Below are 20,265 nucleotides of genomic sequence, written 5' to 3' on the forward strand. Positions count from 1 at the left end.
TCCAGTTGGCAATCCTATGTCCGCACCCGATACAGCCCTCCTGGCGTCTTGCCGCGATCGTCGCGCGCGCGTGCTGCAGCACTTGCGCGCCGGCGGCGGTGGCGTGGCCATCCTGCCCACGGCGCCGGAAGCCATGCGCAACCGCGACAGCGACTACCCGTACCGGCATGACAGCTATTTCTATTACCTGACCGGCTTCACCGAGCCCGATTCCGTGCTGGTGCTGGTCGCCGGCCAGGGCACCGAAGCCGACCGCAGCATCCTGTTTTGCCGCCCGAAGCATGAAGAGCGCGAGATCTGGGACGGCTTCCGTTACGGCCCCGACGGCGCACGCGCGGCCTTCGGCTTCGATGAAGCCCATTCGGTCGAAGAGATCGACGCCATCCTGCCCGGCCTGCTCGCCAACCGCGCGCAGCTCGCGTATCCGCTGGCCGCGTCGACGCGCACCGACATGCAGGTGCGCCGCTGGCTGGATGCGGTGCGCATGCAGGGCCGCGCCGGTGTCGCGGCGCCATCGGTCGCGGTGGACATCCGTACGCTGCTCGACGAGATGCGGCTGATCAAGGATGCCGGCGAACTGGCTACCATGCGCCGCGCCGGCGAGATCTCCGCGGGCGCCCACGTGCGCGCCATGCAGGCGACCCGCCCCGGCCTGCGCGAGTACCACCTGGAAGCCGAGCTGCTGTACGAATTCCGCCGCCACGGCGCGCAGAGCGTGGCCTACAACTCTATCGTCGCGGCCGGGCCCAACGCCTGCGTGCTGCACTATCGCGCCGGCCCCGCCGAACTGCGAGACGGCGACCTGTGCCTGATCGACGCCGGCTGCGAGCTGGACGGCTACGCGTCGGACATCACCCGCACCTTCCCCGTATCCGGACGCTTTTCGCCGGCCCAGCGCGAGCTGTACGACCTCGTGGTGGCCGCGCAGGAAGCCGCGATTGCCGAGACGCGCGCGGGTGTCCCCTATAACGTGCCGCACGATGCCGCGGTGCGCGTGCTCGCGCAGGGCATGCTCGATACCGGCCTGCTGGATCGCAACAAGGAAGGCACGCTCGACGACGTGCTGGCGAGCGGCAGCTACCGCCGCTTCTATATGCACCGCACCGGCCACTGGCTCGGCATGGACGTGCACGACGTGGGCGAATACCGCGCGGCCGCGCCCGCCGTTGACGGCGAACGCCCGTGGCGGCCGCTGGAGCCGGGCATGGTCGTGACCGTGGAGCCTGGCATCTACGTGCGTCCGGCCGAGGACGTGCCGGAACGCTACTGGCATGTCGGCATCCGCATCGAGGACGATGCCGTGGTCACCGGCGGCGACTGCGAGATCATCACGCGCGGCGTGCCGGTCAAGGCCGACGAGATCGAGGCCCTGATGCGCGAGCGCAATAGCATTACCGGAGGCAAAGCATGATCGGATGGCTGCGACGACTGTTCCCCGGCAGCGCCGGGACGCCGCACAACGTGCCCACGAAACGCCACGTCGATCCGAACGAACCGTTCGTACTCAACCTCTACGACGACCGCGTGGTGGTACACCGCCCCGACGGTCAGCGCGAGGAGGTCATGTGGGATTCGCTCGAACGCGTGGTAGTGCGGGTTTCCAAGGCCGCCCCCTGGGCCGGCAAGGCCTGGCTGATCCTGGTGGGCGCCGCCGACAGCGGCCAGGGCTGCGTCGCGCCGCTGGACGCGGCCAACGCCAGCGCCCTGCTGGAGCGCCTGCAGGCCCTGCCCGGCTTCAACCAGCAGAAACTCGACAACGCCCTGCGCGATGCCGAGGCCGGCAAGTCGCGCTCCGACGCGATCTGCTGGAAACGCGGCGCGCCCGAGCAGGCGCCGGATCTCACTACGGACGGGAGCGCCGGCAATGACCCAGGCCGAGCCTGAAGTCAGGGACATCGCCATCGTCGGCGGCGGGCCGGTAGGCCTGGCGCTGGCCTGCCAGTTGCTGCTGGCGACCGAATGGCGCATCACGCTCATCGATGCGGCCACGCCGGCGCGGGCGGCGCGCGACCCGCGCGCCATCGCGCTGTCGCATGGCAGCCGGCAACTGCTGGAGCAGGTAGGTGCGTGGCCGGTGGCGGGCACGGCGATCGAGCATATCCATGTTTCGCAACGCGGCCATCTCGGCCATGTGAAGCTCCACCATGAAGACTATGGCGTACCGGCGCTGGGCTATGTGGTGCGCTACGGCGAACTGTGCAACGTGCTCGAACGCGCGCTTGGCCGCGCCGTCCAGCAGGCCGGTGCATCTCGGCTGCTGCGCGTCTTCGAGACCCGCATCGACGAGCTGCGGCAGGATCCGCTGATCGGCGGGAACTTCGATGGCCTGGACGCCATGGCCGGCGCCGTGCACCTTGCCGGCACGACGGCCGACGGGCAGGCGGCGCGCTTTGCCGCGCGCATTGCCGTGCAGGCTGAAGGCGGCCTGTTCCACCAGCAGGTCGCGCATGGGGGCCAGGGCGCGCGGCATCGCGATTACGGCCAGACCGCCGTGATCGGGCACGTTGCCTGCTCGCGGTCACGGCCGGGCTGGGCGTGGGAGCGATTCACCACCGAAGGGCCGCTGGCGCTGCTGCCTTACGACGAACATGGCGTCGACGGCTACGCGCTGGTCTGGTGCTGCCCGCCCGAACAGGCGGCGCGCCGGCTGGCGCTGTCCGACGCCGATTTCGCGGCCGAGCTTGGCGAGGCATTCGGCGACCGCCTGGGCCGCTTTACGCTGGCCGGCAAGCGCCACGCTTTCCCGCTCGGGCTCAACGCGGCGCCGGTCACGGTCGACGGCCGCATCGCGGCCGTGGGCAATGCCGCCCAGACCCTGCACCCGGTGGCGGGCCAGGGGCTCAACCTCGGGCTGCGCGATGCCTTCGCGCTGGCCGACTCGCTGCGCACGGGCTGCACGCCGCGCGCGCTGAAGGCCTTCGCCTCGCGCCACCGCCTGGACCGGGCGGTGACCATCGGCGTGACCGACCTGTTGCCGCGCGCATTCGGCGTCCACTACCCGATGGCCGCCCATGCGCGCGGGGCTTCGCTCGCGGCGCTGGCCTGCCTGGCGCCGCTCAAGCACGCGCTGGCACGGCACATGATGTTCGGCATGCGCCGCTGAAAGGCCCTGGGAAAGCCGCGTATGCGGCTTTCGCCACTTTTCACCCAGCCGGGTCCAGCGTTTTCAGACGCCACCTATTGTCTTGATGCTCAATTCTTGGGCAGCGGCAGTCGTTTGGCGTTAGAATCCAGCCCTCGCTCATGCCCGTGAAGATTGCCGACAGCCGTTTTGGCGCGGGCGTGTTTTTCCGTTTCACTCCAGAACCACGCAGCCGGGCCGACCCGATTTGCATTGCGCCATGCGCATGCCGCCGGGAGCCGTGGCCGCCGTAATCACCGGAATCGCCGCCTCAACGTGCAGATCGGACCACACCAGCTTCGCAACAACCTGTTCGTCGCCCCCATGGCGGGCGTGACGGATCGCCCGTTCCGCCAGTTGTGCAAGCAGCTCGGCGCGGGCTATGCGGTGTCGGAAATGGTGGCGTCCAATGCACAGCTCTGGAAAAGCGAAAAGACCATGCGCCGGGCCAACCATGCCGGCGAAGTGGAGCCCATCTCGGTCCAGATCGCCGGCGCCGAGCCGGCCATGATGGCCGAGGCCGCCCGCTACAACGTGGACCGCGGCGCGCAGATCATCGATATCAACATGGGCTGCCCGGCCAAGAAGGTCTGCAACGTGGCCGCGGGCTCCGCGCTGCTGCAGAACGAGCCGCTGGTGGTGCGCATCGTCGAGGCCGTGGTCGGTGCCGTCGGGGATCGCGTCCCGGTCACGCTGAAGATCCGCACCGGCTGGAACCGCGAGAACCGCAACGCCCTGCGCGTCGCGCGCATGGTGGAAGACGCGGGCATCAGCATGCTGACCATCCATGGCCGCACGCGCGCCGACCTGTACCACGGCGACGCCGAGTACGAGACCATCGCCGCGGTCAAGGCCACCATCGGTATTCCGGTGGTCGCCAACGGCGATATCACGACACCGCAGAAGGCAAAGCAGGTGCTGGCGCTGACGGGCGCCGACGCCATCATGATCGGCCGCGCGGCACAGGGCCGGCCGTGGCTGTTCCGCGAGATCGAGCACTTCCTGGCCACCGGCGAATTGCTGCCCCCGCCGGAGGTGGCCGAGATCCGCGCCATCATGAATACGCACCTGGAAGACCACTACGATTTCTATGGCGAGTTCACCGGCGTGCGTACCGCGCGCAAGCATATTGCGTGGTACACGCGCGGGCTGCGTGGCGCGAACGTGTTCCGCCATCGCATGAACACGCTGGAGAGCACAGGCGAACAGCTTGCCGCGGTCAATGCCTTCTTTGACGAGCAGGCGCAGTGGTCCGACCGGCTGGTCTATGTCGATGAAGCCGGTGCGGGCGAGAGGGAAGATGAAACGGACAACAACAACAAAAAAGGGGAGTTGCTTGCCGCATGAGCCGCAACGCTATCGACCAGTGCATCCGGGACAGCCTGGACAGCTACTTTCGGGATCTGGATGGCGAAGAGCCGTCCAATATGTACAACATGGTGCTGGAGGCCGTCGAGCGCCCGCTGCTCGAAGCCGTGATGGTGCGCGCCGAGCGCAACCAGTCGCTGGCCGCCGCCTACCTGGGCATCAATCGCAATACGCTGCGCAAGAAGTTGCAGCTGCACGGTTTAATTTGAATTTGAAGCGTTTCGTACAGCCATGATCAAGCAAGCTCTCCTTTCCGTTTCCGACAAGACCGGCATCGTCGAATTCGCGCGCGAACTGAACGCGCTCGGCGTCACGCTGCTTTCCACCGGCGGTACCGCCAAGCTGCTGGCCGACAGCGGCCTGCCCGTCACGGAAGTGGCCGACTACACCGGCTTCCCCGAGATGCTCGACGGCCGCGTGAAGACGCTGCACCCGAAGGTGCACGGCGGCATCCTGGCGCGCCGCGACCTGCCCGAGCACATGGCCGCGCTGGCCGAGCACAATATCCCGACAATCGACCTGCTGGTGGTGAACCTGTATCCGTTCCAGCAGACCGTTGCCAAGGATGACTGCACGCTGCCGGACGCGATCGAGAATATCGACATCGGCGGCCCGACCATGCTGCGTTCGGCGGCCAAGAACCACCGCGACGTGACCGTGATCGTCGATCCGGTTGACTACGCCGTGGTGCTCGACGAAATGCGCGGCAATGGCAACAAGGTCGGCTACGACACCAATTTCCGCCTGGCCACCAAGGTATTCGCGCACACCGCCCAGTACGATGGCGCGATCACGAACTACCTGACCAGCCTCGGCACCGACAAGTCGCACCAGGGCCGCAGCGCCTATCCGCAGACGCTGAACCTGGCCTTCGACAAGGTGCAGGAAATGCGCTACGGCGAAAACCCGCACCAGTCCGCCGCGTTCTACCGGGACCTGAAGGCGGTGGATGGCGCGCTGGCCAACTACGTGCAGCTGCAGGGCAAGGAACTGTCGTACAACAACATCGCCGACGCCGATGCGGCGTGGGAATGCGTGAAGTCCTTCGACGTTGCCACCCCGGCCTGCGTGATCATCAAGCACGCAAACCCGTGTGGTGTGGCTGTCGGCGCGAATGCGCTGGAAGCGTATGACAAGGCTTTCAAGACCGACTCGACCTCGGCCTTCGGCGGCATCATCGCCTTCAACGTGGAACTCGACGAAGCTGCGGCGCAGGCCGTTGCGAAGCAGTTTGTCGAAGTGCTGATCGCGCCGTCATTTAGCGCGGCTGCGCGTGCCGTGTTCGCGCCGAAGCAGAACGTGCGTTTGCTCGAGATCCCGCTGGGCAAGGGGGTCAACCAGTATGACTTCAAGCGCGTGGGCGGCGGTCTGCTGGTGCAGGGCCCGGATGCCAAGAACGTCAAGCCGTCGGAACTGCGCGTGGTGACGCGTCGTCATCCGACCCCCAAGGAAATGGATGACCTGATGTTTGCGTGGCGCGTGGCCAAGTACGTCAAGTCGAACGCCATCGTGTTCTGCGGCGGCGGCATGACGCTCGGCGTCGGCGCCGGGCAGATGAGCCGCGTGGATTCGGCGCGCATCGCCAGCATCAAGGCGCAGAATGCCGGACTGACCCTGGCCGGGTCGGCTGTGGCGTCGGATGCGTTCTTCCCGTTCCGCGACGGGCTGGATGTGGTGGTGGACGCCGGCGCGACTTGCGTGATTCAGCCGGGTGGTTCGATGCGCGATGACGAAGTGATCGCTGCTGCGGATGAACGTGGTATTGCGATGGTGCTGACCGGTACTCGGCATTTCCGTCACTGATTCTGCGGCTTCTTTTGCGAAGGGCTCCGGGTTCGCGGGTGATGTTGCCTGTGGCTCGGGGCTTTTTTGCTTCTGGCTGGTTTTGGGGGAATAAGGGCGGTATCGTGCTTGGCGGGCGCTGCTGCTCCGCCGGCTACGCCGGCGAAACAGCAGCGCATCCAAGTACCAAGAAAACGTCTGTCGCCCCCTCCATCCCCAAAAATAAATGCGCATCTTAGGCATCGACCCCGGCCTCCGCACAACCGGCTTCGGCGTACTGGAAAAGCACGGCAACAAGCTTTCCTACATTGCCTCGGGCACCATCAAGAGCAATGGCGACACTGACCTGCCTGCGCGCCTGAAGACCTTGTTTGACGGCATCAGCGAGGTGGCCCGCACCTACGCACCGGACTGCGCGGCGATCGAGAAGGTGTTCGTCAACGTCAACCCCCAGTCGACCTTGCTGCTGGGCCAGGCCCGCGGCGCGGCGATCTGCGGACTGGTGGGGCAAGGCCTGCCGGTATTCGAATACACCGCCCTGCAACTCAAGGTAGCGGTAGTCGGCTATGGCCGCGCCAACAAGGAACAGGTGCAGGAGATGGTGATGCGGCTGCTGAGCCTGCCGGGGCGTCCGAGCACCGACGCCGCCGATGCGCTCGGCGTGGCCATCTGCCACGCCAATGGCGGCGACACGCTTGGCACGCTGTCCGGCCTGGCCCCCGACCTCGTCCGCAAGGGCATGCGCGTGCGTCGCGGGCGGCTGATCGGCTGACAAATACCGCGGCAAGAGCCCAACACTCCCGTCTCTTACAATCGAGGGCATTTGCCGCGCGGCGGCCACGAACCCTCGACCATGCTCCGCTTCCGATTCTGTCTTCCCGCAACCCTGGCGACAATCGTGCTGGCCGGCTGCGCCACGAAGCTACCCACGCCTTCCGCACCCAAGCCTACCGCCGCAGCCAAAGAAATCCCCGCGCCCGCACCGGCCAGCAAACCGCTGGTCATCGCGCACCGCGGCGCCAGCGCGCTGCGCCCCGAGCACACGTTGGCCGCGTATGCCAAGGCCATCGAGGACGGCGCGGATGTCATTGAGCCCGATCTCGTCATCACGCGCGACGGCGTTCTCGTGGCGCGCCATGAAAACGAAATCGGCGGCACCTCCAACGTGGCCGAAATGCCGCAGTTTGCCGACCGGAAACGCACCAAAGTCATCGACGGCGAACGCCTGAGCGGATGGTTCACCGAGGACTTCACGCTGGCCGAACTCAAGACGCTGCGGGCACGCGAACGCATCCCGAAGCTGCGCCCCGACAATGCCCGCCTCAACGACCAGTTCGAGATCCCGACCTTCGACGAGATCGTGCGGCTCGCCCAACAGGCATCGCTGCGCACCGGCCGGCAGATCGGCCTGTATCCCGAACTGAAGCACCCAAGCTACTTCCGCGGCATCGGCAAGCCGCTTGAAGACAAACTCCTCGAAGCGCTGCGCCGCCAGCCATACCTGCGCGAGGCGCCCGTCTTCGTCCAGTCTTTCGAGGCCGGCAGCCTGCGCGAGGTGCGCAAGGCCCTGGGGCATGGCATGCCCAATGTCAGGCTGGTGCAACTGATCGGCAACCCGAAGCAGACCCCGCCCGACTGGCGGCTGGCCGGCGACACGCGGACCTATGGCGACATGCTGAGCCCGACCGGCCTGCGCGAAGTAGCTGCCTACGCCGACGGCATCGGCCCCGAGAAGAACAGCGTGGTGCCGCGCGATGCGCAAGGCGGCCTGGGCGCGCCTTCCGCCGTCGTGCGCAACGCGCACGCGGCTGGCCTGCTGGTGCATCCCTATACATTCCGGCCCGAGAATGCCTTCCTGCCCAAGGCCTTCCGGACTGGCGGAGATGCCGCCACGCGCAGCCCCGCCGGCATGGTGCGCGAGGTGGAGGCCTTTGTCGCTGCCGGCGTGGACGGTGTCTTCACCGATGACCCGGCGCTCGGCCGGCGTGCCATCGACGCCCGGAACCCGTGAGGCGCGGATGCGCCGCTGGGCTACACTTGCGGCCTTTCGCAGGACCGCAATACCGCAATACCGTTGAACCGACCCCGCTCCTGCCCATACCGCTAACGCTAACGCACACGCAAAAACCATGATCGGACGCATCGCCGGCACCCTTATCGAGAAAAATCCTCCGCACCTGCTCGTGGACTGCCACGGTGTCGGCTACGAGATCGATGTGCCGATGAGCACGTTCTACAACCTGCCCGCGACCGGCCAGCCGGTGACGCTGCTGACCCAGCTCATCGTGCGCGAGGACGCGCACCTGCTCTACGGCTTCGGCACGGCGACCGAGCGCAACACGTTCCGCGAGCTGATCAAGATCACCGGCATCGGCGCGCGCATGGCGCTGGCGGTGCTGTCCGGCATGTCCGTGCCGGAACTGGCGCAGGCTATCACGCTGCAGGAAGCCGGGCGCCTCACGCGCGTGCCGGGCATCGGCAAGAAGACCGCCGAACGCCTGCTGCTCGAACTCAAGGGCAAGCTCGGCGCGGAACTCGGCCATGCGCCGGGCGCAACCCCCGTGCATGACAACGCGGTCGATATCCTCAACGCGCTGCTGGCGCTCGGCTACTCGGAAAAGGAAGCCGCCGCGGCCATCAAGCAGGTGCCTGCCGGCACGGGCGTTTCGGATGGCATCAAGCTGGCGCTGAAGGCCCTGTCCAAGGCGTGAAGCGTAAAATAGCGCGACACCTGACGCCGCAGCCATGATTGAAACCGACAAGTTCTCCGCCCCCGACCGCATGATCGCCGCCACGCCCGCTTCCGCGCACGAAGAGGCGTTCGAGCGCGCGTTGCGGCCCAAGCTGCTCGACGAGTACGTCGGCCAGGAGAAGGTGCGCGGACAGCTGGACATCTTCATGCACGCGGCGCGCAACCGCCGCGAGGCGCTGGACCACGTGCTGCTGTTCGGCCCGCCCGGCCTGGGCAAGACCACGCTCGCGCATATCATCGCGCGCGAAATGGGCGTCAACCTGCGCCAGACCTCCGGTCCGGTGCTCGAACGACCGGGCGACCTGGCCGCGCTGCTGACCAACCTCGAAACCAACGACGTGCTGTTCATCGACGAAATCCACCGGCTCTCGCCGGTCGTCGAGGAAATCCTGTACCCCGCGCTCGAGGACTACCAGATCGACATCATGATCGGCGAAGGCCCGGCGGCGCGCTCGGTCAAGCTCGACCTGCAGCCGTTCACGCTGGTCGGCGCCACCACCCGCGCCGGCATGCTGACCAACCCGCTGCGCGACCGCTTCGGCATTGTGGCGCGGCTGGAGTTCTATACGGCCCAGGAGCTCGCACGCATCGTCACGCGCTCGGCCCAGTTGCTGGGCGCCCGGATCGACCCGCAGGGCGCGCTGGAAATCGCCCGCCGCGCGCGCGGCACGCCCCGGATTGCCAACCGGCTGCTGCGCCGCGTGCGCGACTATGCCGAAGTCAAGGGCGATGGCACCATCAGCCGCGAGATCGCCGATGCCGCGCTGGCCATGCTGGACGTGGACGGCGTGGGCTTCGACCTGATGGACCGCAAGCTGCTGGAGGCCGTGCTGCACAAGTTCGGCGGCGGCCCCGTCGGCGTCGACAACCTGGCCGCGGCGATCGGCGAAGAACGCGACACCATCGAGGACGTGCTGGAGCCCTATCTGATCCAGCAGGGGTACCTGCAACGCACGCCGCGCGGCCGCGTCGCCACGGCGGCGGCCTACCTCCACTTCGGCCTTCCCGCGCCCGACCGCGGCGGCACCGGCGAGCTGCCCGCCTGAGGAAAACCGGCTCCCGGCGGTGAATGCTGCACCGCCACAAGCGCTCGCCCGGCGCCTCCCTGTCGTCAATTAAACTTTTTTGTCCCGCATCCCAAATTTTTTCGAAGTGGATTGCTGGCCCCTGCCCGATTGTCCACAATGGCTTCAACGGCACCCCAGCCATGGTGCCACGGTAGCCGTGCCGATTGGCATGGCCGCTTACCATCGCCAAGGAAAACCATGATCCGTCGTCCGTCCTCCCTGCCGGTCGCAGTGTTAGCGGCTGCCATGCTTATCGCCACCAGCGCCTACGCCCAGCGTCCGCAGGCTCCGGTCGGCGTTGCCGAGGAGGCCGTCGTCAGCGGCAAGATCATCGATATCGATCCGAACACCAAGGCTGTGCTGGTACAAGGCCCGCGCGGCAACGTCGTCGAACTGGTGGGCGGCGACGAAGTGAAGAATTTCGGCCAGATCCACAAGGGCGACATCCTCACCATCGCGCGTGGCGCGGCGCTGGTGGCATCGTTGGAACCGGTGGACAGCAAGTCGTCCGCGCTGGCGGAAACGGTGGACCGTACTTCGCGCGCGGCCGAAGGCAGCAAGCCCGGCATCATGCGCGAGATCACCACGACTGTGACGGCGGAGATCACGAAGGTCGATCCGGCCAAGCATCTGGTCACGTTCCGGGGCCCGCGCGAAACCTTGCGCACAGTCAAGGTGGAAGATCCTGCCATCGATCTCAGCAAGATCCAGCGTGGCCAGATGGCAAAGATCGTCTATCGTGAAGTCGTAGCCATCACGGTCAAAGCCCCGGCTGCATCCGCAGCCAATTGACCCCGAAGCCAGACGCGGTACTTTACCCCACCAGGAGGTTACCTATGAATCGACGCCATTTTGTTACCCGGGTTGCCGGATCGGGGCTGCTCGTCGCCACCGCGTTCACGGTTGGCTGCACGACGACAGGCACCAAGGCCTCGTCCGATCCGGCAGCGAAAAGACAGGAAATCGATGCGGGTGTGGATGGCGCGCTGAACCGCCTGTATTCCTCAACCAACGGCTCTCGCGAACTCGCCAACCGTGCGCAGGGCATCCTGGTGTTCCCGCGCGTCATCTCGGCGGGCCTGGTGGTCGGCGGCGAATACGGCGAAGGAGCCCTGCGCTCGCACGGTTCGACCGTGGGCTACTACAGCACCGCGCAGGCTTCGGTTGGCCTGACCGCAGGTGGCCAGTCCAAGGCCGTCATCATCATGTTCATGACGCCCGAGGCCTACAACAAGTTTGTGGCAAGCAAGGGCTGGACCGCCGGAGCGGATGCGAACGTGGCACTGGCCAAGATCGGCGCGGACGGCCGGCTCGATACGCTGACCAGCCAGCAACCGGTGGTGGGCTTCGTGCAGACCAACGCGGGCCTGATGTTCGATGCGTCGATCAACGGCGCCAAAATCTCCAAACTGGATATCTGATCCCGGATGCGCCGACCCGCGGCTGGATAGCCGCACGAACCGGTACACTTACCGCACGATCCCGGCTACGGCCGGGATTTTTCTTGCTGCACGGCAAGGCACGTCCCCGGCTGGCATAATCGCCCGAAAAAACGCAGGCGCGGAAAGCGCCGCCAAACCGGGAACCTCGATGTCCGCCCTGCCCACCGCCGCCACAGCCGCCTCCACCCATACCGGGCGCGTCTACCGTTACTACGATCTCGTCATGGTGGCCTTCGTCACCGTGCTGCTGTGCTCCAACCTGATCGGGGCCGCCAAGGCGGCGCAAGTGACAGTCCCACTGCTGGGGCCGGTTACCTTCGGCGCCGGCGTGCTGTTCTTCCCGATCTCGTACATCTTTGGCGACGTGCTGACCGAGGTCTACGGCTATGGTCGCGACCGCCGCGTGGTGTGGGCGGGCTTCGCGGCCCTGGCGTTTGCGACGTTCATGAGCCTGGTGGTGCTGCACATGCCCGTGGCGCCGTTCATGGCCGACTACCAGAAGAGCCTGGAAGATGTGTTCGGCAATACGTGGCGCATCGCGTTAGGTTCGCTGATTGCCTTTTGCTGCGGCAGCTTCGCCAACAGCTATGTGCTGGCCAAGATGAAGCTGTGGACGGGCGGACGCTGGCTGTGGACCCGCACCATCGGCTCGACGCTCGCCGGCGAGCTGGTCGACTCATCCCTGTTCTACGTGATTGCGTTCTACGGGATCTGGCCGCTGGAGAAGGTGCTCCAGGTCGCGGTGGCGCAGTATGTGCTCAAGACCGGCTGGGAAGTCGTGATGACGCCGGTCACGTACAAGGTCGTGAACTTCCTCAAGCGCGCCGAGAACGAGGACTGGTACGACCGCAACACCAACTTCACGCCGTTCCGCCTGCGCGTCTGAGGCCGGCGGCCTGCCCGTGGCGTCCCGTCAGGGAACGCGCCGGTCCACTTCATCGAGCGCCAGCGCTTCCAGGTGGGTCACGTCGCCCCACTGGGCCAGCGTCAGGTGATGGCTGTCGCTGCGCAGGCGGTTGATGCTGGCGTTCAGCAGTTCATGCTGGCGCGGCGCTTCCAGCGTCATGCCGGTGGCCTCGCGGTAGAGACAGTCGAGCACGCCGCCGTGGGCCACCAGCGCGATGCGCTCGCCCGGATGACGACGCGACAACGACAGCGCGATCTCGACCGCGCGATCATGAAACTGCGCCAGCGACTCGCCCTGAGGCGGCGCGTAATCTGGCACGCGCGCCTGCCAGCGGGCGAAGTCCTCGGGCAGTTGCTCGGCAACCTCGGCATAGGTCTTGCCCTGCAAGGTGCCGTAGCTGCGCTCGCGCAGGCGCGGCTCGGAGCGAACCTGCAGGCCGAGCGCGTCGGCCAGGGGCGCAGCGGTCCGCATGGCACGGCCCAGGTCGCTGGAGTAGACCGCGTCGATCGGCTCGCCTGACAGCGCCGCGGCGAGCGCCCGCGCCTGGGCTTCACCGGTCTCGTTGAGCGGGATGTCGAGCTGGCCCTGCAGCCGGCGCTCGCGGTTCCAGGCCGTCTCGCCATGACGGATCACAATCAGGTGCGTGTAGGCCAGCGAATGCGGCCCGGAGCTTTGCAACATGCCCTTTCCTTGCATTTCCTTGCCCGGCGCGGACGCCGGGCACGCGACCTCAGCCGGCCACCTTGGGGTTGAGCGTGTAAGTGCCGGTCAGGCTTGCCTGCGCCAGCACATGGCCGCGGATGGCTTCCAGCACCTGGGCGCCCGTGAACTTGCCGTCCAGCGGCACCCGCTCCAGATCCAGCGCGTAAACCGTGAACACGTAGTGGTGCAGCAGCGTGTCGTTCCACGGCGGGCACGGGCCGTCGTAGCCGTAGTAGTCGCCCTTCATGTCGGCGTCATTGGCGAACCAGCCGGTGTAGTCGTTGATGCCGTGGCGCAGGCCGCCGGCGGTGGCCGTGCCGCCGGCCGCTTCGGGTCCCGGCTTGCCGCGCGCGATCACGCCGTCGCTGTGCGAGCCGGCGGCGATCGTGGTCAGGCCCGGCGGAATATCGACCAGCGCCCAGTGGTAGAAGTCCACGCGCGGCAGCGATGCCGGCACTTCGCGGCCTTCCTGGTTGACGTCGTCCCCTTTGCTCGGGACATCGCGGTCATGGCAGATCAGGACGAAGGACCGCGTCTGGGCCGGCGCGTCTTCCCAATGCAGGTCTGGATTGCGGTTGCTCGACAGGGCCACGTGGGCATCGGCGTCGGGCACGCAGAAGGCGAACTCGCCGGGGATCGGCGTGTTGTCGGCGAAGGACTTGCTCCAGAGTTTCATTTGTCTCTCCTGTCTGTGGATGGCCAGCGCGGGCGCGGCCACCGTGGTTTCCTGCTGCCTGTCCGGGTTGCGGCAGCCTGCGGCGGGCTCAGGCGTTGCCGGGCGGCGACACGCGCAGCCAGAACGTCACGGGTCCGTCGTTGGTCAGGCTCACTTGCATCATCGCCCCGAATTCGCCCGTTTGCACCTCCGGGTGCGACGCCCGCGCCCGCTCGACGAAATACTCGTACAGGCGGCGCCCGTCCTCGGGCGACGCCGCCGGCGTGAAGCTGGGCCGGGTACCGCTGTTGGTATCGGCCGCCAGCGTGAACTGGGACACCACCAGCAGCCCGCCCGCCCCGCCGTTGCCGTCCATATTCTGCACCGGCAGGTTCATCTTGCCGTCCGCGTCGGAAAACACGCGATAGGACAGCATCTTGGCCAGCAGGCGGTCGGCCTGCGCCTCGGTATCGCCGCGCTCGGCGCAGACCAGCGCCAGCAGTCCGGCGCCGATCTCCCCGGTGGTGCGGCCGCCGACGGTCACCCGGGCCTGCGCGACGCGCTGGATCAGTGCGATCATCGTCCGGCTCAGGCCAGCGTCACGCGGGCAAAGCGGCGCTTGCCCACCTGGACCACATAGGTGCCCGCTGCCACCTTGACGGCCTTGTCGCTGACCGTGGCACCGTCGATCTTCACGCCGCCCTGCTCGATATTGCGGTTGGCCTCCGACGTGGACGGCACCAGGTTGGCCTGCTTGAGCAGCTGCGCGATGCCCAGCGGCGCACCCGACAGGCTGACGGCCGGGATGTCGTCCGGCACGCCGCCGCGCGCGCGGTGGTTGAAGTCCTCGAGCGCCTTCTCGGCATCGGCCTGGCTGTGGAAGCGCGCCACGATCTCCTGCGCCAGCATCACCTTGCAGTCGCGCGGGTTGCGACCGAGCGCGATTTCCTGCTTCATCAGGTCGATCTCGGCCAGCGGGCGGAACGACAGCAGCGTGTAGTACTGCCACATCAGGTCGTCCGAGATGCTCATCAGCTTGCCGAACATCTCGCTGGGCGCCTCGGTCACGCCGACGTAGTTGCCCTTGGACTTCGACATCTTCTCGACGCCGTCCAGGCCCACCAGCAGCGGCATGGTCAGGATGCACTGCGGCTCCTGGCCGTATTCCTTCTGCAGTTCGCGCCCGACCAGCAGGTTGAACTTCTGGTCGGTGCCGCCGAGCTCCAGGTCGGACTTCAGCGCGACCGAATCGTAGCCCTGCATGAGTGGATAAAGGAACTCATGGACCGAAATGGGAATCCCAGACCGGAAGCGTTTGGTGAAGTCGTCGCGCTCCATCATCCGGGCCACGGTGTACTTGGCGGCCAGCTGGATCATGCCACGGGCGCCGAGCGGGTCACACCACTCGCTGTTGTAGCGGATTTCGGTGCGCGCCGGGTCGAGCACCAGGCTGGCCTGGCGGTAGTAGGTCTGGGCGTTGGTCTCGATCTGCTCGCGCGTGAGCGGCGGCCGGGTGCTGTTGCGGCCCGACGGGTCGCCGATGGTCGAGGTGAAGTCGCCGATCAGGAAGATCACCTGGTGACCCAGGTCCTGGAGCTGGCGCAGCTTGTTCAGGACCACGGTGTGCCCGATGTGGATGTCCGGCGCAGTGGGATCGAGGCCGAGCTTGATGCGCAGGGGAACGCCGGTCGCTTCGCTACGGGCCAGCTTCTGGGCCCATTCGGCTTCAATCAGCAGTTCGTCGCAGCCACGCTTCGAGACCTCAAGCGCGTGCATGACCGACGGCGTGAGGGGATATTTGGCCGCGGGGCCGGAGGATGCTTCAGTCATGACGTAAGTCTTTGAAATACATGAAAATTTGGCGGATGCGCCACTCGGCCCCGGGCCGATTCTTGGTATAATCCGCGCTTCCTGGCGCCAAGCGGTACCAAGCCCGCGCGCCACCCGCCATTCTAGTGCCGACACCAGGTGGCAAATAAATTTGAATAGCACGCGCCGCACCTCGGGGGAGGAAGGCAGACGACAGACATCGTCGCGGCAGCGGTGCCCAGACCAAGGCTGAATTTTACGTGATGTGGTCCAGACTCCGCGAAGTTTTCGCGCGTGAGCTGGTGGTTCTCGTCGACCCGACCAACCCCCAGCACGCGCGACGGCGCAAGCAGCTCACCGCTTCGGTGGGCGCGATTTTCACGCTCGGCATGGCTGCAGCCATGGGCGTGGCGCCCCGCAGCGCCTTCAACGACCCGGATGCGCCGCGCGTCAACGAGACGCTGCGCATGCCCGATGTGCGCGAACAGCTCGCGCAGCTTGTCGATGTCGATTCCGATGCCGTCTACGTGCGCCAGGAGCGCATGCAGCGCGGCGACACCATTGCGTCGCTGCTGCGCCGCCTGGACGTGGACGATCCCGACGCGCAGGCGTTCATCCTGAAGAACCCGACCGCGCGCGGCCTGTTCAACCTCAACCCAGGCCAGGCCGTGCAGGCGCAGATCGACGACAGCAATATGCTGGTGTCGCTGCAGGCCAACCTGGGCGGCGACGCCGCAACGTCGCGCGAACTCGTGATCGAGCGCGTCGAGCCGGCAAAGGCCAGTGGCACGACGAGCTACAAGGCGCGCGTGCAGAACGTCGATAACGACCTGCGCTACGAGATGGCGTCCGGCTCGATCTCCGCGGGCGGCTTCTTCAAGGCCATGGACGCGGCCAACGTGCCCGATGACATCGTGCAGCAAATGCTGTCGATCTTCTCCGGCGTGATCGATTTCCAGCATGACATCGCCAGTGGCGACCGCTTCCGCATCATCTACGAAGCCGGTTTCCAGGACGGCGCGTTCATCCGCAACGGCCGCGTGGTGGCGATCGAGCTGATCAACCGGAACCAGCTCCACCAGGCGCTCTGGTTCGCGCCCGAAGGCGAGCGCAACGGCGCCTACTACACCTTCGACGGCCGCAGCATGAAGCGCCCGTTCCTGCGTTCACCGGTGGAGTTCTCGCGCGTGTCGTCGGGCTTCGGCGGCCGCGATCATCCGCTGCATCATGAGTGGGTCCAGCACAAGGGCGTGGACTTCGCCGCGCCGACGGGCACCAAGGTGCTGGCCACCGGCGAAGGCACCATCGACTTTGTCGGCCGCCAGAACGGCTACGGCAACATCATCATTCTGAAGCACGCGAACGGTTATTCGACCTACTACGCGCATCTGTCCGGCTTTGCCGGCGTGCAACAGGGGCAGAAAGTGACGCAGGGCCAGGTGATCGGCTATGTCGGGCAAACCGGCTGGGCCACGGGACCGCACCTGCACTATGAATTCCGCTTCAACGACGTGCCGCAGAACCCGCTGAGCATCGCACTGATGGAAGCGCCCGTGCTGACCGGCAAGGCGCGCCAGGAATTCCTGGGCTATACCAGCACCATGCTCAGCCGCATCAACGCGCTGCGCACCTATAACGTCCTTACCGCGGCCAACTGACGGCCGCTCCGCCCGGAGACTCCATGCGCGCCCACGGCGACCGCTATATCGGCATCATGTCTGGCACCAGCATGGACGGCGCGGACGCCGTGCTGGTGGACTTCAGCGGCGAGCGCCCCGCAGTGCTGGCCGCCGCGCATGAACCCTTCCCCGAGGCGCTGCGCACGGACTTCGGCCAGTTGCAGCAGCCAGGCGACAACGAGATCCATCGCGAGGCGCTGGCCGCCAATGCGCTCGCACGCGTCTACGCTGGCTGTGTGACCTCGCTGCTCGGACAGGCGGGACTGCAGCGGGATGATGTTGCCGCGATCGGTGCGCATGGGCAAACCATCCGTCATCGGCCGGGCCTTTACGACAAGATCGGCTATACGCGGCAAAGCCAGCATCCCGCACTGCTGGCGGAACTGGCCGGCATCGACGTGGTGGCGGATTTCCGCAGCCGCGACGTGGCGGCGGGCGGTCAGGGTGCACCGCTCGTGCCGGCACTGCACCAGGCGCTGTTCGGCGACGGGGCCGAAGCGCGCGTGATCTGCAATATCGGCGGCATCTCCAACATCAGCGTGCTGCCCGGCAACGGCGGCGCCGTGATCGGCTTCGACTGCGGACCGGGCAATGCGCTGCTCGACTACTGGATCGGCGAACAGCTCGGCATGCCGTTCGACAACGACGGCGCGTGGGCCGCAAGCGGACGCGTCGACGACGCGCTGCTGTCCGAATGCCTGGCCGACCCTTATTTCAATGCCGCACCGCCCAAGAGCACGGGCCGCGACCTGTTCCATCCCGCATGGCTGGAAGCGCGCCTCGCGACGCGCGGCAATCCCAAGCCGACGCCGGCCGACGTGCAGGCGACACTGGCCGCGCTCACCGCCGAGGCGATTGCGCGCGATGTCCGTACCCACTCGCCCCAGGCGCGACGCCTGATTGTGTGCGGCGGCGGCGCCCGCAACGGCTACATCATGCGGCGTCTGGCGCAGGCGCTGCCCGGCCTGTCCGTGCAGACCACCGAAGACTTCGGGGTGCCGGTTTCACAGGTGGAGGCCATCGCCTTCGCCTGGCTGGCGCGCCAGTGCCTGCTGCGTCTGCCGGGCAATGTCGCCACCGTCACCGGCGCCGCCGGTCCGCGCGTGCTTGGCGCGATCTACCCGCGCTGATTCACCATTCGGCGGCCGGACTCAGGCCGGCACCGCCGCCCCGCTCTCCACCACCCAGTCGATGAACGCCCGTGCCAGCGGAGACGCGCGCACCGCCTGTGCGCGCGCCAGCACGACACGCTGCGCGCTCACCGGCTCGCGCAACGGCAGGCACGCAATCGGCAGGCCGTCATAGCTGTGGTCGCCGGCCGGTCGCGTGCAGGACAGCGCAACACCGTAGCCATGCGCCACCAGGCCGCGCTGCATCTCGAAGCTCTGTGTGTACTGGTGCAGCGTCGGATGCAGGCCGTGGGACCAGAACAGCGACAGGAAGTACTCACGAGTCTGCGGGATATCCTCGAGGATCAGCCGCTCGGCGGCCAGCTCCGCGAGCCCGATGTCGCGCTGGCCCGCCCGCGCATGGTGCGCCGGCAGCAGCGCGTAAGGCGGCAGGCTTGCCAGCACCCAGCGATCGACGCGCTGGTCGAAGCCGAGGTCATAAGTCAGTGCGAGTTCGGCCTTGCCGGCCTGCAGCGTGCGATGGATGCTGGCCAGGTCCGCTTCGAACAGCGTGATGGAAATGCCCGGGTGGCGCTCGCGGAAGCCCGCCAGCAGGCGCGGTACGAAGTATGGACCCAGATCCTGGAAGCAGGTCATCGACAGCCGGCCGCTTAGCCCTTGCTGTCCCACCTCATCCACGGTGATGCCCGCTGCGAGCGCCAGGATATCGCGCGCCCGGGTAAGCAGCCGCTGGCCCGCGGGCGTGAGCTCCAGGCCGCGGCTGACCTGACGGCGGAACAGCGCCTCGCCCAGCGTGTCTTCCAGTTGCGCGATGGCCGTCGACACCGACGGCTGGGATACGTGGCGCGCCCGCGCAGCGGCGCTGATGCTGCCATGCTCGGCCGCCGCCACGAAGTATTCGAGTTGCCGGAACGAGAAGGGGATCATGATTTCCTATACTACAGCATAGGAAATATATGCTTTTCCTATTGATCAGGGTTGCCGATACTGGGGTCGTCCCCGCACCGGAGCCTTGCCATGGAGATCACCGCAGAACAGATTCGCAGCTACCAGCGTGACGGCGTGCTGGTGTTGCGCGGCGCCTTCACCGATTGGGTGGAGCGCTTGCGCGACGGTTTCGAACAGAACCTGGCGCAGCCCGGCCCGTTCGCGATCGAAAACGTGCGCCACGGCGAACGCGGGCGTTTCTTCGAGGACTACTGCAACTGGCAGCGCATCGAACCGTTCGAGGCGTTCATCCGCCATTCACCGGCCGCCGCCATTGCGGGGCAGATCATGCAATCGCTGACGGCGCAGGTGTTCCACGAGCACATCCTCGTCAAGGAACCCGGCACGGCCAAGCCAACGCCGTGGCATCAGGACCTGCCCTATTACTGCGTGGATGGCCTGCAGACCGCCAGCTATTGGATTCCGCTGGACCCGGTGACGCAAGTTAACACCCTGCGCGTCGTGGCGGGCTCGCACCGCTGGCCACGGCTGGTCCGGCCCAAGCGCTGGGCCAGCAACGAGAACTTCTATGGCGGCGATGACGCCTTCATGGAAATGCCCGATGTGGAAGACGGCAGCCATACCATCCTGCAGCCCGAGCTGGAAGCCGGCGATGCCGTGGTGTTCGATTTCCGCACCGTTCACGGCGCTGCCGGCAATACGGGCACCAGTCGGCGCCGCGCGTTTTCGGCACGCTTCCTGGGCGACGATGTGCGGTTCCTGGAGCGGCCAGGCCGGACATCACCGCCGTTCCCGGGGATTGGCCAGCAAACCGGCGAGCGGATGCGGGAAGACTGGTTTCCGGTGGTCTGGCGAGCGCCGCAGGAATAAAAAAAGCGCACCCGGAGGTGCGCCTTTTTCCGA

The 20,265-nt window shown here is 66.8% G+C and carries 21 protein-coding genes; 16 read left to right on the top strand and 5 right to left on the bottom strand.

The window, feature by feature from the left end:
• The first annotated feature begins 16 nt into the window (after positions 1-16).
• The 13 genes from AC3FKG_RS08365 to AC3FKG_RS08425 all read left to right on the top strand — a co-directional run bounded on the left by AC3FKG_RS08365 (position 17) and on the right by AC3FKG_RS08425 (position 12,418).
• A complete protein-coding gene (locus AC3FKG_RS08365) occupies positions 17-1,411 on the top strand; it encodes an aminopeptidase P N-terminal domain-containing protein (RefSeq protein WP_483710466.1) in 1,395 nt (464 codons plus the stop codon).
• Complete coding sequence (locus tag AC3FKG_RS08370) at positions 1,408-1,884, top strand: hypothetical protein (protein ID WP_483710465.1); 477 nt, start codon at positions 1,408-1,410, stop codon at positions 1,882-1,884. Before AC3FKG_RS08365 ends, AC3FKG_RS08370 begins: the two co-directional genes overlap by 4 nt.
• On the top strand, positions 1,865-3,103 hold the full coding sequence (locus tag AC3FKG_RS08375) for a UbiH/UbiF/VisC/COQ6 family ubiquinone biosynthesis hydroxylase (RefSeq protein ID WP_483710464.1): 1,239 nt from the start codon (positions 1,865-1,867) through the stop codon (positions 3,101-3,103). The genes AC3FKG_RS08370 and AC3FKG_RS08375 overlap by 20 nt, the downstream gene beginning before the upstream one ends.
• Before the next feature lie 294 nt (positions 3,104-3,397).
• Positions 3,398-4,468: a tRNA dihydrouridine synthase DusB gene (gene dusB, locus AC3FKG_RS08380; RefSeq protein WP_488742846.1), complete on the top strand. Its 1,071-nt coding sequence runs from the start codon at positions 3,398-3,400 to the stop codon at positions 4,466-4,468.
• A complete protein-coding gene (locus tag AC3FKG_RS08385) occupies positions 4,465-4,698 on the top strand; it encodes a Fis family transcriptional regulator (RefSeq protein WP_211948844.1) in 234 nt (77 codons plus the stop codon). Before dusB ends, AC3FKG_RS08385 begins: the two co-directional genes overlap by 4 nt.
• A 22-nt stretch (positions 4,699-4,720) precedes the next feature.
• Positions 4,721-6,292, top strand: a complete 1,572-nt coding sequence (purH, locus tag AC3FKG_RS08390) for a bifunctional phosphoribosylaminoimidazolecarboxamide formyltransferase/IMP cyclohydrolase (RefSeq protein WP_483710462.1) — start codon at positions 4,721-4,723, stop codon at positions 6,290-6,292.
• Between the two features lie 205 nt (positions 6,293-6,497).
• On the top strand, positions 6,498-7,043 hold the full coding sequence (gene ruvC, locus AC3FKG_RS08395) for a crossover junction endodeoxyribonuclease RuvC (RefSeq protein WP_483710461.1): 546 nt from the start codon (positions 6,498-6,500) through the stop codon (positions 7,041-7,043).
• A gap of 81 nt (positions 7,044-7,124) precedes the next feature.
• On the top strand, positions 7,125-8,282 hold the full coding sequence (locus AC3FKG_RS08400; protein WP_483710460.1) for a glycerophosphodiester phosphodiesterase: 1,158 nt from the start codon (positions 7,125-7,127) through the stop codon (positions 8,280-8,282).
• A 118-nt stretch (positions 8,283-8,400) separates the two neighbouring features.
• A complete protein-coding gene (gene ruvA / locus AC3FKG_RS08405; RefSeq protein WP_483710459.1) occupies positions 8,401-8,982 on the top strand; it encodes a Holliday junction branch migration protein RuvA in 582 nt (193 codons plus the stop codon).
• 34 nt (positions 8,983-9,016) lie between these two features.
• The gene (gene ruvB / locus AC3FKG_RS08410) at positions 9,017-10,069 is read left to right on the top strand and encodes a Holliday junction branch migration DNA helicase RuvB (RefSeq protein WP_483710458.1); all 1,053 of its coding nucleotides are present in this window, start codon (positions 9,017-9,019) and stop codon (positions 10,067-10,069) included.
• A gap of 219 nt (positions 10,070-10,288) precedes the next feature.
• Positions 10,289-10,882, top strand: a complete 594-nt coding sequence (locus tag AC3FKG_RS08415) for a hypothetical protein (RefSeq protein WP_483710457.1) — start codon at positions 10,289-10,291, stop codon at positions 10,880-10,882.
• Between the two features lie 44 nt (positions 10,883-10,926).
• Entirely contained in the window at positions 10,927-11,511 is a 585-nt protein-coding gene (locus AC3FKG_RS08420; protein WP_483710456.1) for a BPSL1445 family SYLF domain-containing lipoprotein, read from the top strand.
• Positions 11,512-11,680: 169 nt separating this feature from the next.
• Positions 11,681-12,418, top strand: coding sequence for a queuosine precursor transporter (locus tag AC3FKG_RS08425; protein ID WP_488742847.1), 738 nt, complete (start codon positions 11,681-11,683; stop codon positions 12,416-12,418).
• A gap of 27 nt (positions 12,419-12,445) precedes the next feature.
• Here AC3FKG_RS08425 and AC3FKG_RS08430 read toward each other — a convergent pair whose 3' ends face one another.
• The 4 genes from AC3FKG_RS08430 to tyrS form a co-directional block, all read right to left on the bottom strand.
• On the bottom strand, positions 12,446-13,120 hold the full coding sequence (locus AC3FKG_RS08430) for a histidine phosphatase family protein (RefSeq protein WP_488742848.1): 675 nt from the start codon (positions 13,118-13,120) through the stop codon (positions 12,446-12,448).
• 49 nt (positions 13,121-13,169) lie between these two features.
• A complete protein-coding gene (locus AC3FKG_RS08435) occupies positions 13,170-13,817 on the bottom strand; it encodes a YbhB/YbcL family Raf kinase inhibitor-like protein (RefSeq protein WP_483710453.1) in 648 nt (215 codons plus the stop codon).
• A gap of 88 nt (positions 13,818-13,905) precedes the next feature.
• Positions 13,906-14,376: a D-aminoacyl-tRNA deacylase gene (gene dtd, locus AC3FKG_RS08440; protein WP_488742849.1), complete on the bottom strand. Its 471-nt coding sequence runs from the start codon at positions 14,374-14,376 to the stop codon at positions 13,906-13,908.
• Positions 14,377-14,384: 8 nt separating this feature from the next.
• Positions 14,385-15,626: a tyrosine--tRNA ligase gene (gene tyrS, locus AC3FKG_RS08445; RefSeq protein ID WP_483710451.1), complete on the bottom strand. Its 1,242-nt coding sequence runs from the start codon at positions 15,624-15,626 to the stop codon at positions 14,385-14,387.
• Positions 15,627-15,868: 242 nt separating this feature from the next.
• Between tyrS and AC3FKG_RS08450 the strand changes: the two genes are divergently transcribed.
• Positions 15,869-17,263, top strand: coding sequence for a M23 family metallopeptidase (locus AC3FKG_RS08450; RefSeq protein WP_488742850.1), 1,395 nt, complete (start codon positions 15,869-15,871; stop codon positions 17,261-17,263).
• A 23-nt stretch (positions 17,264-17,286) separates the two neighbouring features.
• Positions 17,287-18,414: an anhydro-N-acetylmuramic acid kinase gene (locus AC3FKG_RS08455; protein ID WP_488742851.1), complete on the top strand. Its 1,128-nt coding sequence runs from the start codon at positions 17,287-17,289 to the stop codon at positions 18,412-18,414.
• A 21-nt stretch (positions 18,415-18,435) separates the two neighbouring features.
• Here AC3FKG_RS08455 and AC3FKG_RS08460 read toward each other — a convergent pair whose 3' ends face one another.
• Entirely contained in the window at positions 18,436-19,341 is a 906-nt protein-coding gene (locus AC3FKG_RS08460; protein WP_483710448.1) for a LysR substrate-binding domain-containing protein, read from the bottom strand.
• Positions 19,342-19,431: 90 nt separating this feature from the next.
• Here AC3FKG_RS08460 and AC3FKG_RS08465 point away from each other — a divergent pair, with 90 nt between their 5' ends.
• Positions 19,432-20,232 carry a phytanoyl-CoA dioxygenase family protein gene (locus tag AC3FKG_RS08465; RefSeq protein WP_483710447.1) on the top strand — a complete coding sequence of 267 codons (801 nt, stop codon included), beginning with the start codon at positions 19,432-19,434 and terminating at the stop codon, positions 20,230-20,232.
• The last annotated feature ends 33 nt before the right edge of the window (positions 20,233-20,265 follow it).

The sequence above is a fragment of the Cupriavidus sp. 22TCCZM04-2 genome (assembly GCF_057798895.1).

Bases quoted from the DNA above. Each gene is read 5' to 3' on its own strand.
- AC3FKG_RS08365 (WP_483710466.1), top strand. From the start codon at position 17: ATGTCCGCACCCGATACAGCCCTCCTGGCGTCTTGCCGCGATCGTCGC.
- AC3FKG_RS08370 (WP_483710465.1), top strand. From the start codon at position 1,408: ATGATCGGATGGCTGCGACGACTGTTCCCCGGCAGCGCCGGGACGCCG.
- AC3FKG_RS08375 (WP_483710464.1), top strand. From the start codon at position 1,865: ATGACCCAGGCCGAGCCTGAAGTCAGGGACATCGCCATCGTCGGCGGC.
- AC3FKG_RS08385 (WP_211948844.1), top strand. From the start codon at position 4,465: ATGAGCCGCAACGCTATCGACCAGTGCATCCGGGACAGCCTGGACAGC.
- purH (WP_483710462.1), top strand. From the start codon at position 4,721: ATGATCAAGCAAGCTCTCCTTTCCGTTTCCGACAAGACCGGCATCGTC.
- ruvC (WP_483710461.1), top strand. From the start codon at position 6,498: ATGCGCATCTTAGGCATCGACCCCGGCCTCCGCACAACCGGCTTCGGC.
- AC3FKG_RS08400 (WP_483710460.1), top strand. From the start codon at position 7,125: ATGCTCCGCTTCCGATTCTGTCTTCCCGCAACCCTGGCGACAATCGTG.
- ruvA (WP_483710459.1), top strand. From the start codon at position 8,401: ATGATCGGACGCATCGCCGGCACCCTTATCGAGAAAAATCCTCCGCAC.
- ruvB (WP_483710458.1), top strand. From the start codon at position 9,017: ATGATTGAAACCGACAAGTTCTCCGCCCCCGACCGCATGATCGCCGCC.
- AC3FKG_RS08415 (WP_483710457.1), top strand. From the start codon at position 10,289: ATGATCCGTCGTCCGTCCTCCCTGCCGGTCGCAGTGTTAGCGGCTGCC.
- AC3FKG_RS08420 (WP_483710456.1), top strand. From the start codon at position 10,927: ATGAATCGACGCCATTTTGTTACCCGGGTTGCCGGATCGGGGCTGCTC.
- AC3FKG_RS08425 (WP_488742847.1), top strand. From the start codon at position 11,681: ATGTCCGCCCTGCCCACCGCCGCCACAGCCGCCTCCACCCATACCGGG.
- AC3FKG_RS08430 (WP_488742848.1), bottom strand. From the start codon at position 13,120: ATGTTGCAAAGCTCCGGGCCGCATTCGCTGGCCTACACGCACCTGATT.
- AC3FKG_RS08435 (WP_483710453.1), bottom strand. From the start codon at position 13,817: ATGAAACTCTGGAGCAAGTCCTTCGCCGACAACACGCCGATCCCCGGC.
- dtd (WP_488742849.1), bottom strand. From the start codon at position 14,376: ATGATCGCACTGATCCAGCGCGTCGCGCAGGCCCGGGTGACCGTCGGC.
- tyrS (WP_483710451.1), bottom strand. From the start codon at position 15,626: ATGACTGAAGCATCCTCCGGCCCCGCGGCCAAATATCCCCTCACGCCG.
- AC3FKG_RS08450 (WP_488742850.1), top strand. From the start codon at position 15,869: ATGTGGTCCAGACTCCGCGAAGTTTTCGCGCGTGAGCTGGTGGTTCTC.
- AC3FKG_RS08455 (WP_488742851.1), top strand. From the start codon at position 17,287: ATGCGCGCCCACGGCGACCGCTATATCGGCATCATGTCTGGCACCAGC.
- AC3FKG_RS08460 (WP_483710448.1), bottom strand. From the start codon at position 19,341: ATGATCCCCTTCTCGTTCCGGCAACTCGAATACTTCGTGGCGGCGGCC.
- AC3FKG_RS08465 (WP_483710447.1), top strand. From the start codon at position 19,432: ATGGAGATCACCGCAGAACAGATTCGCAGCTACCAGCGTGACGGCGTG.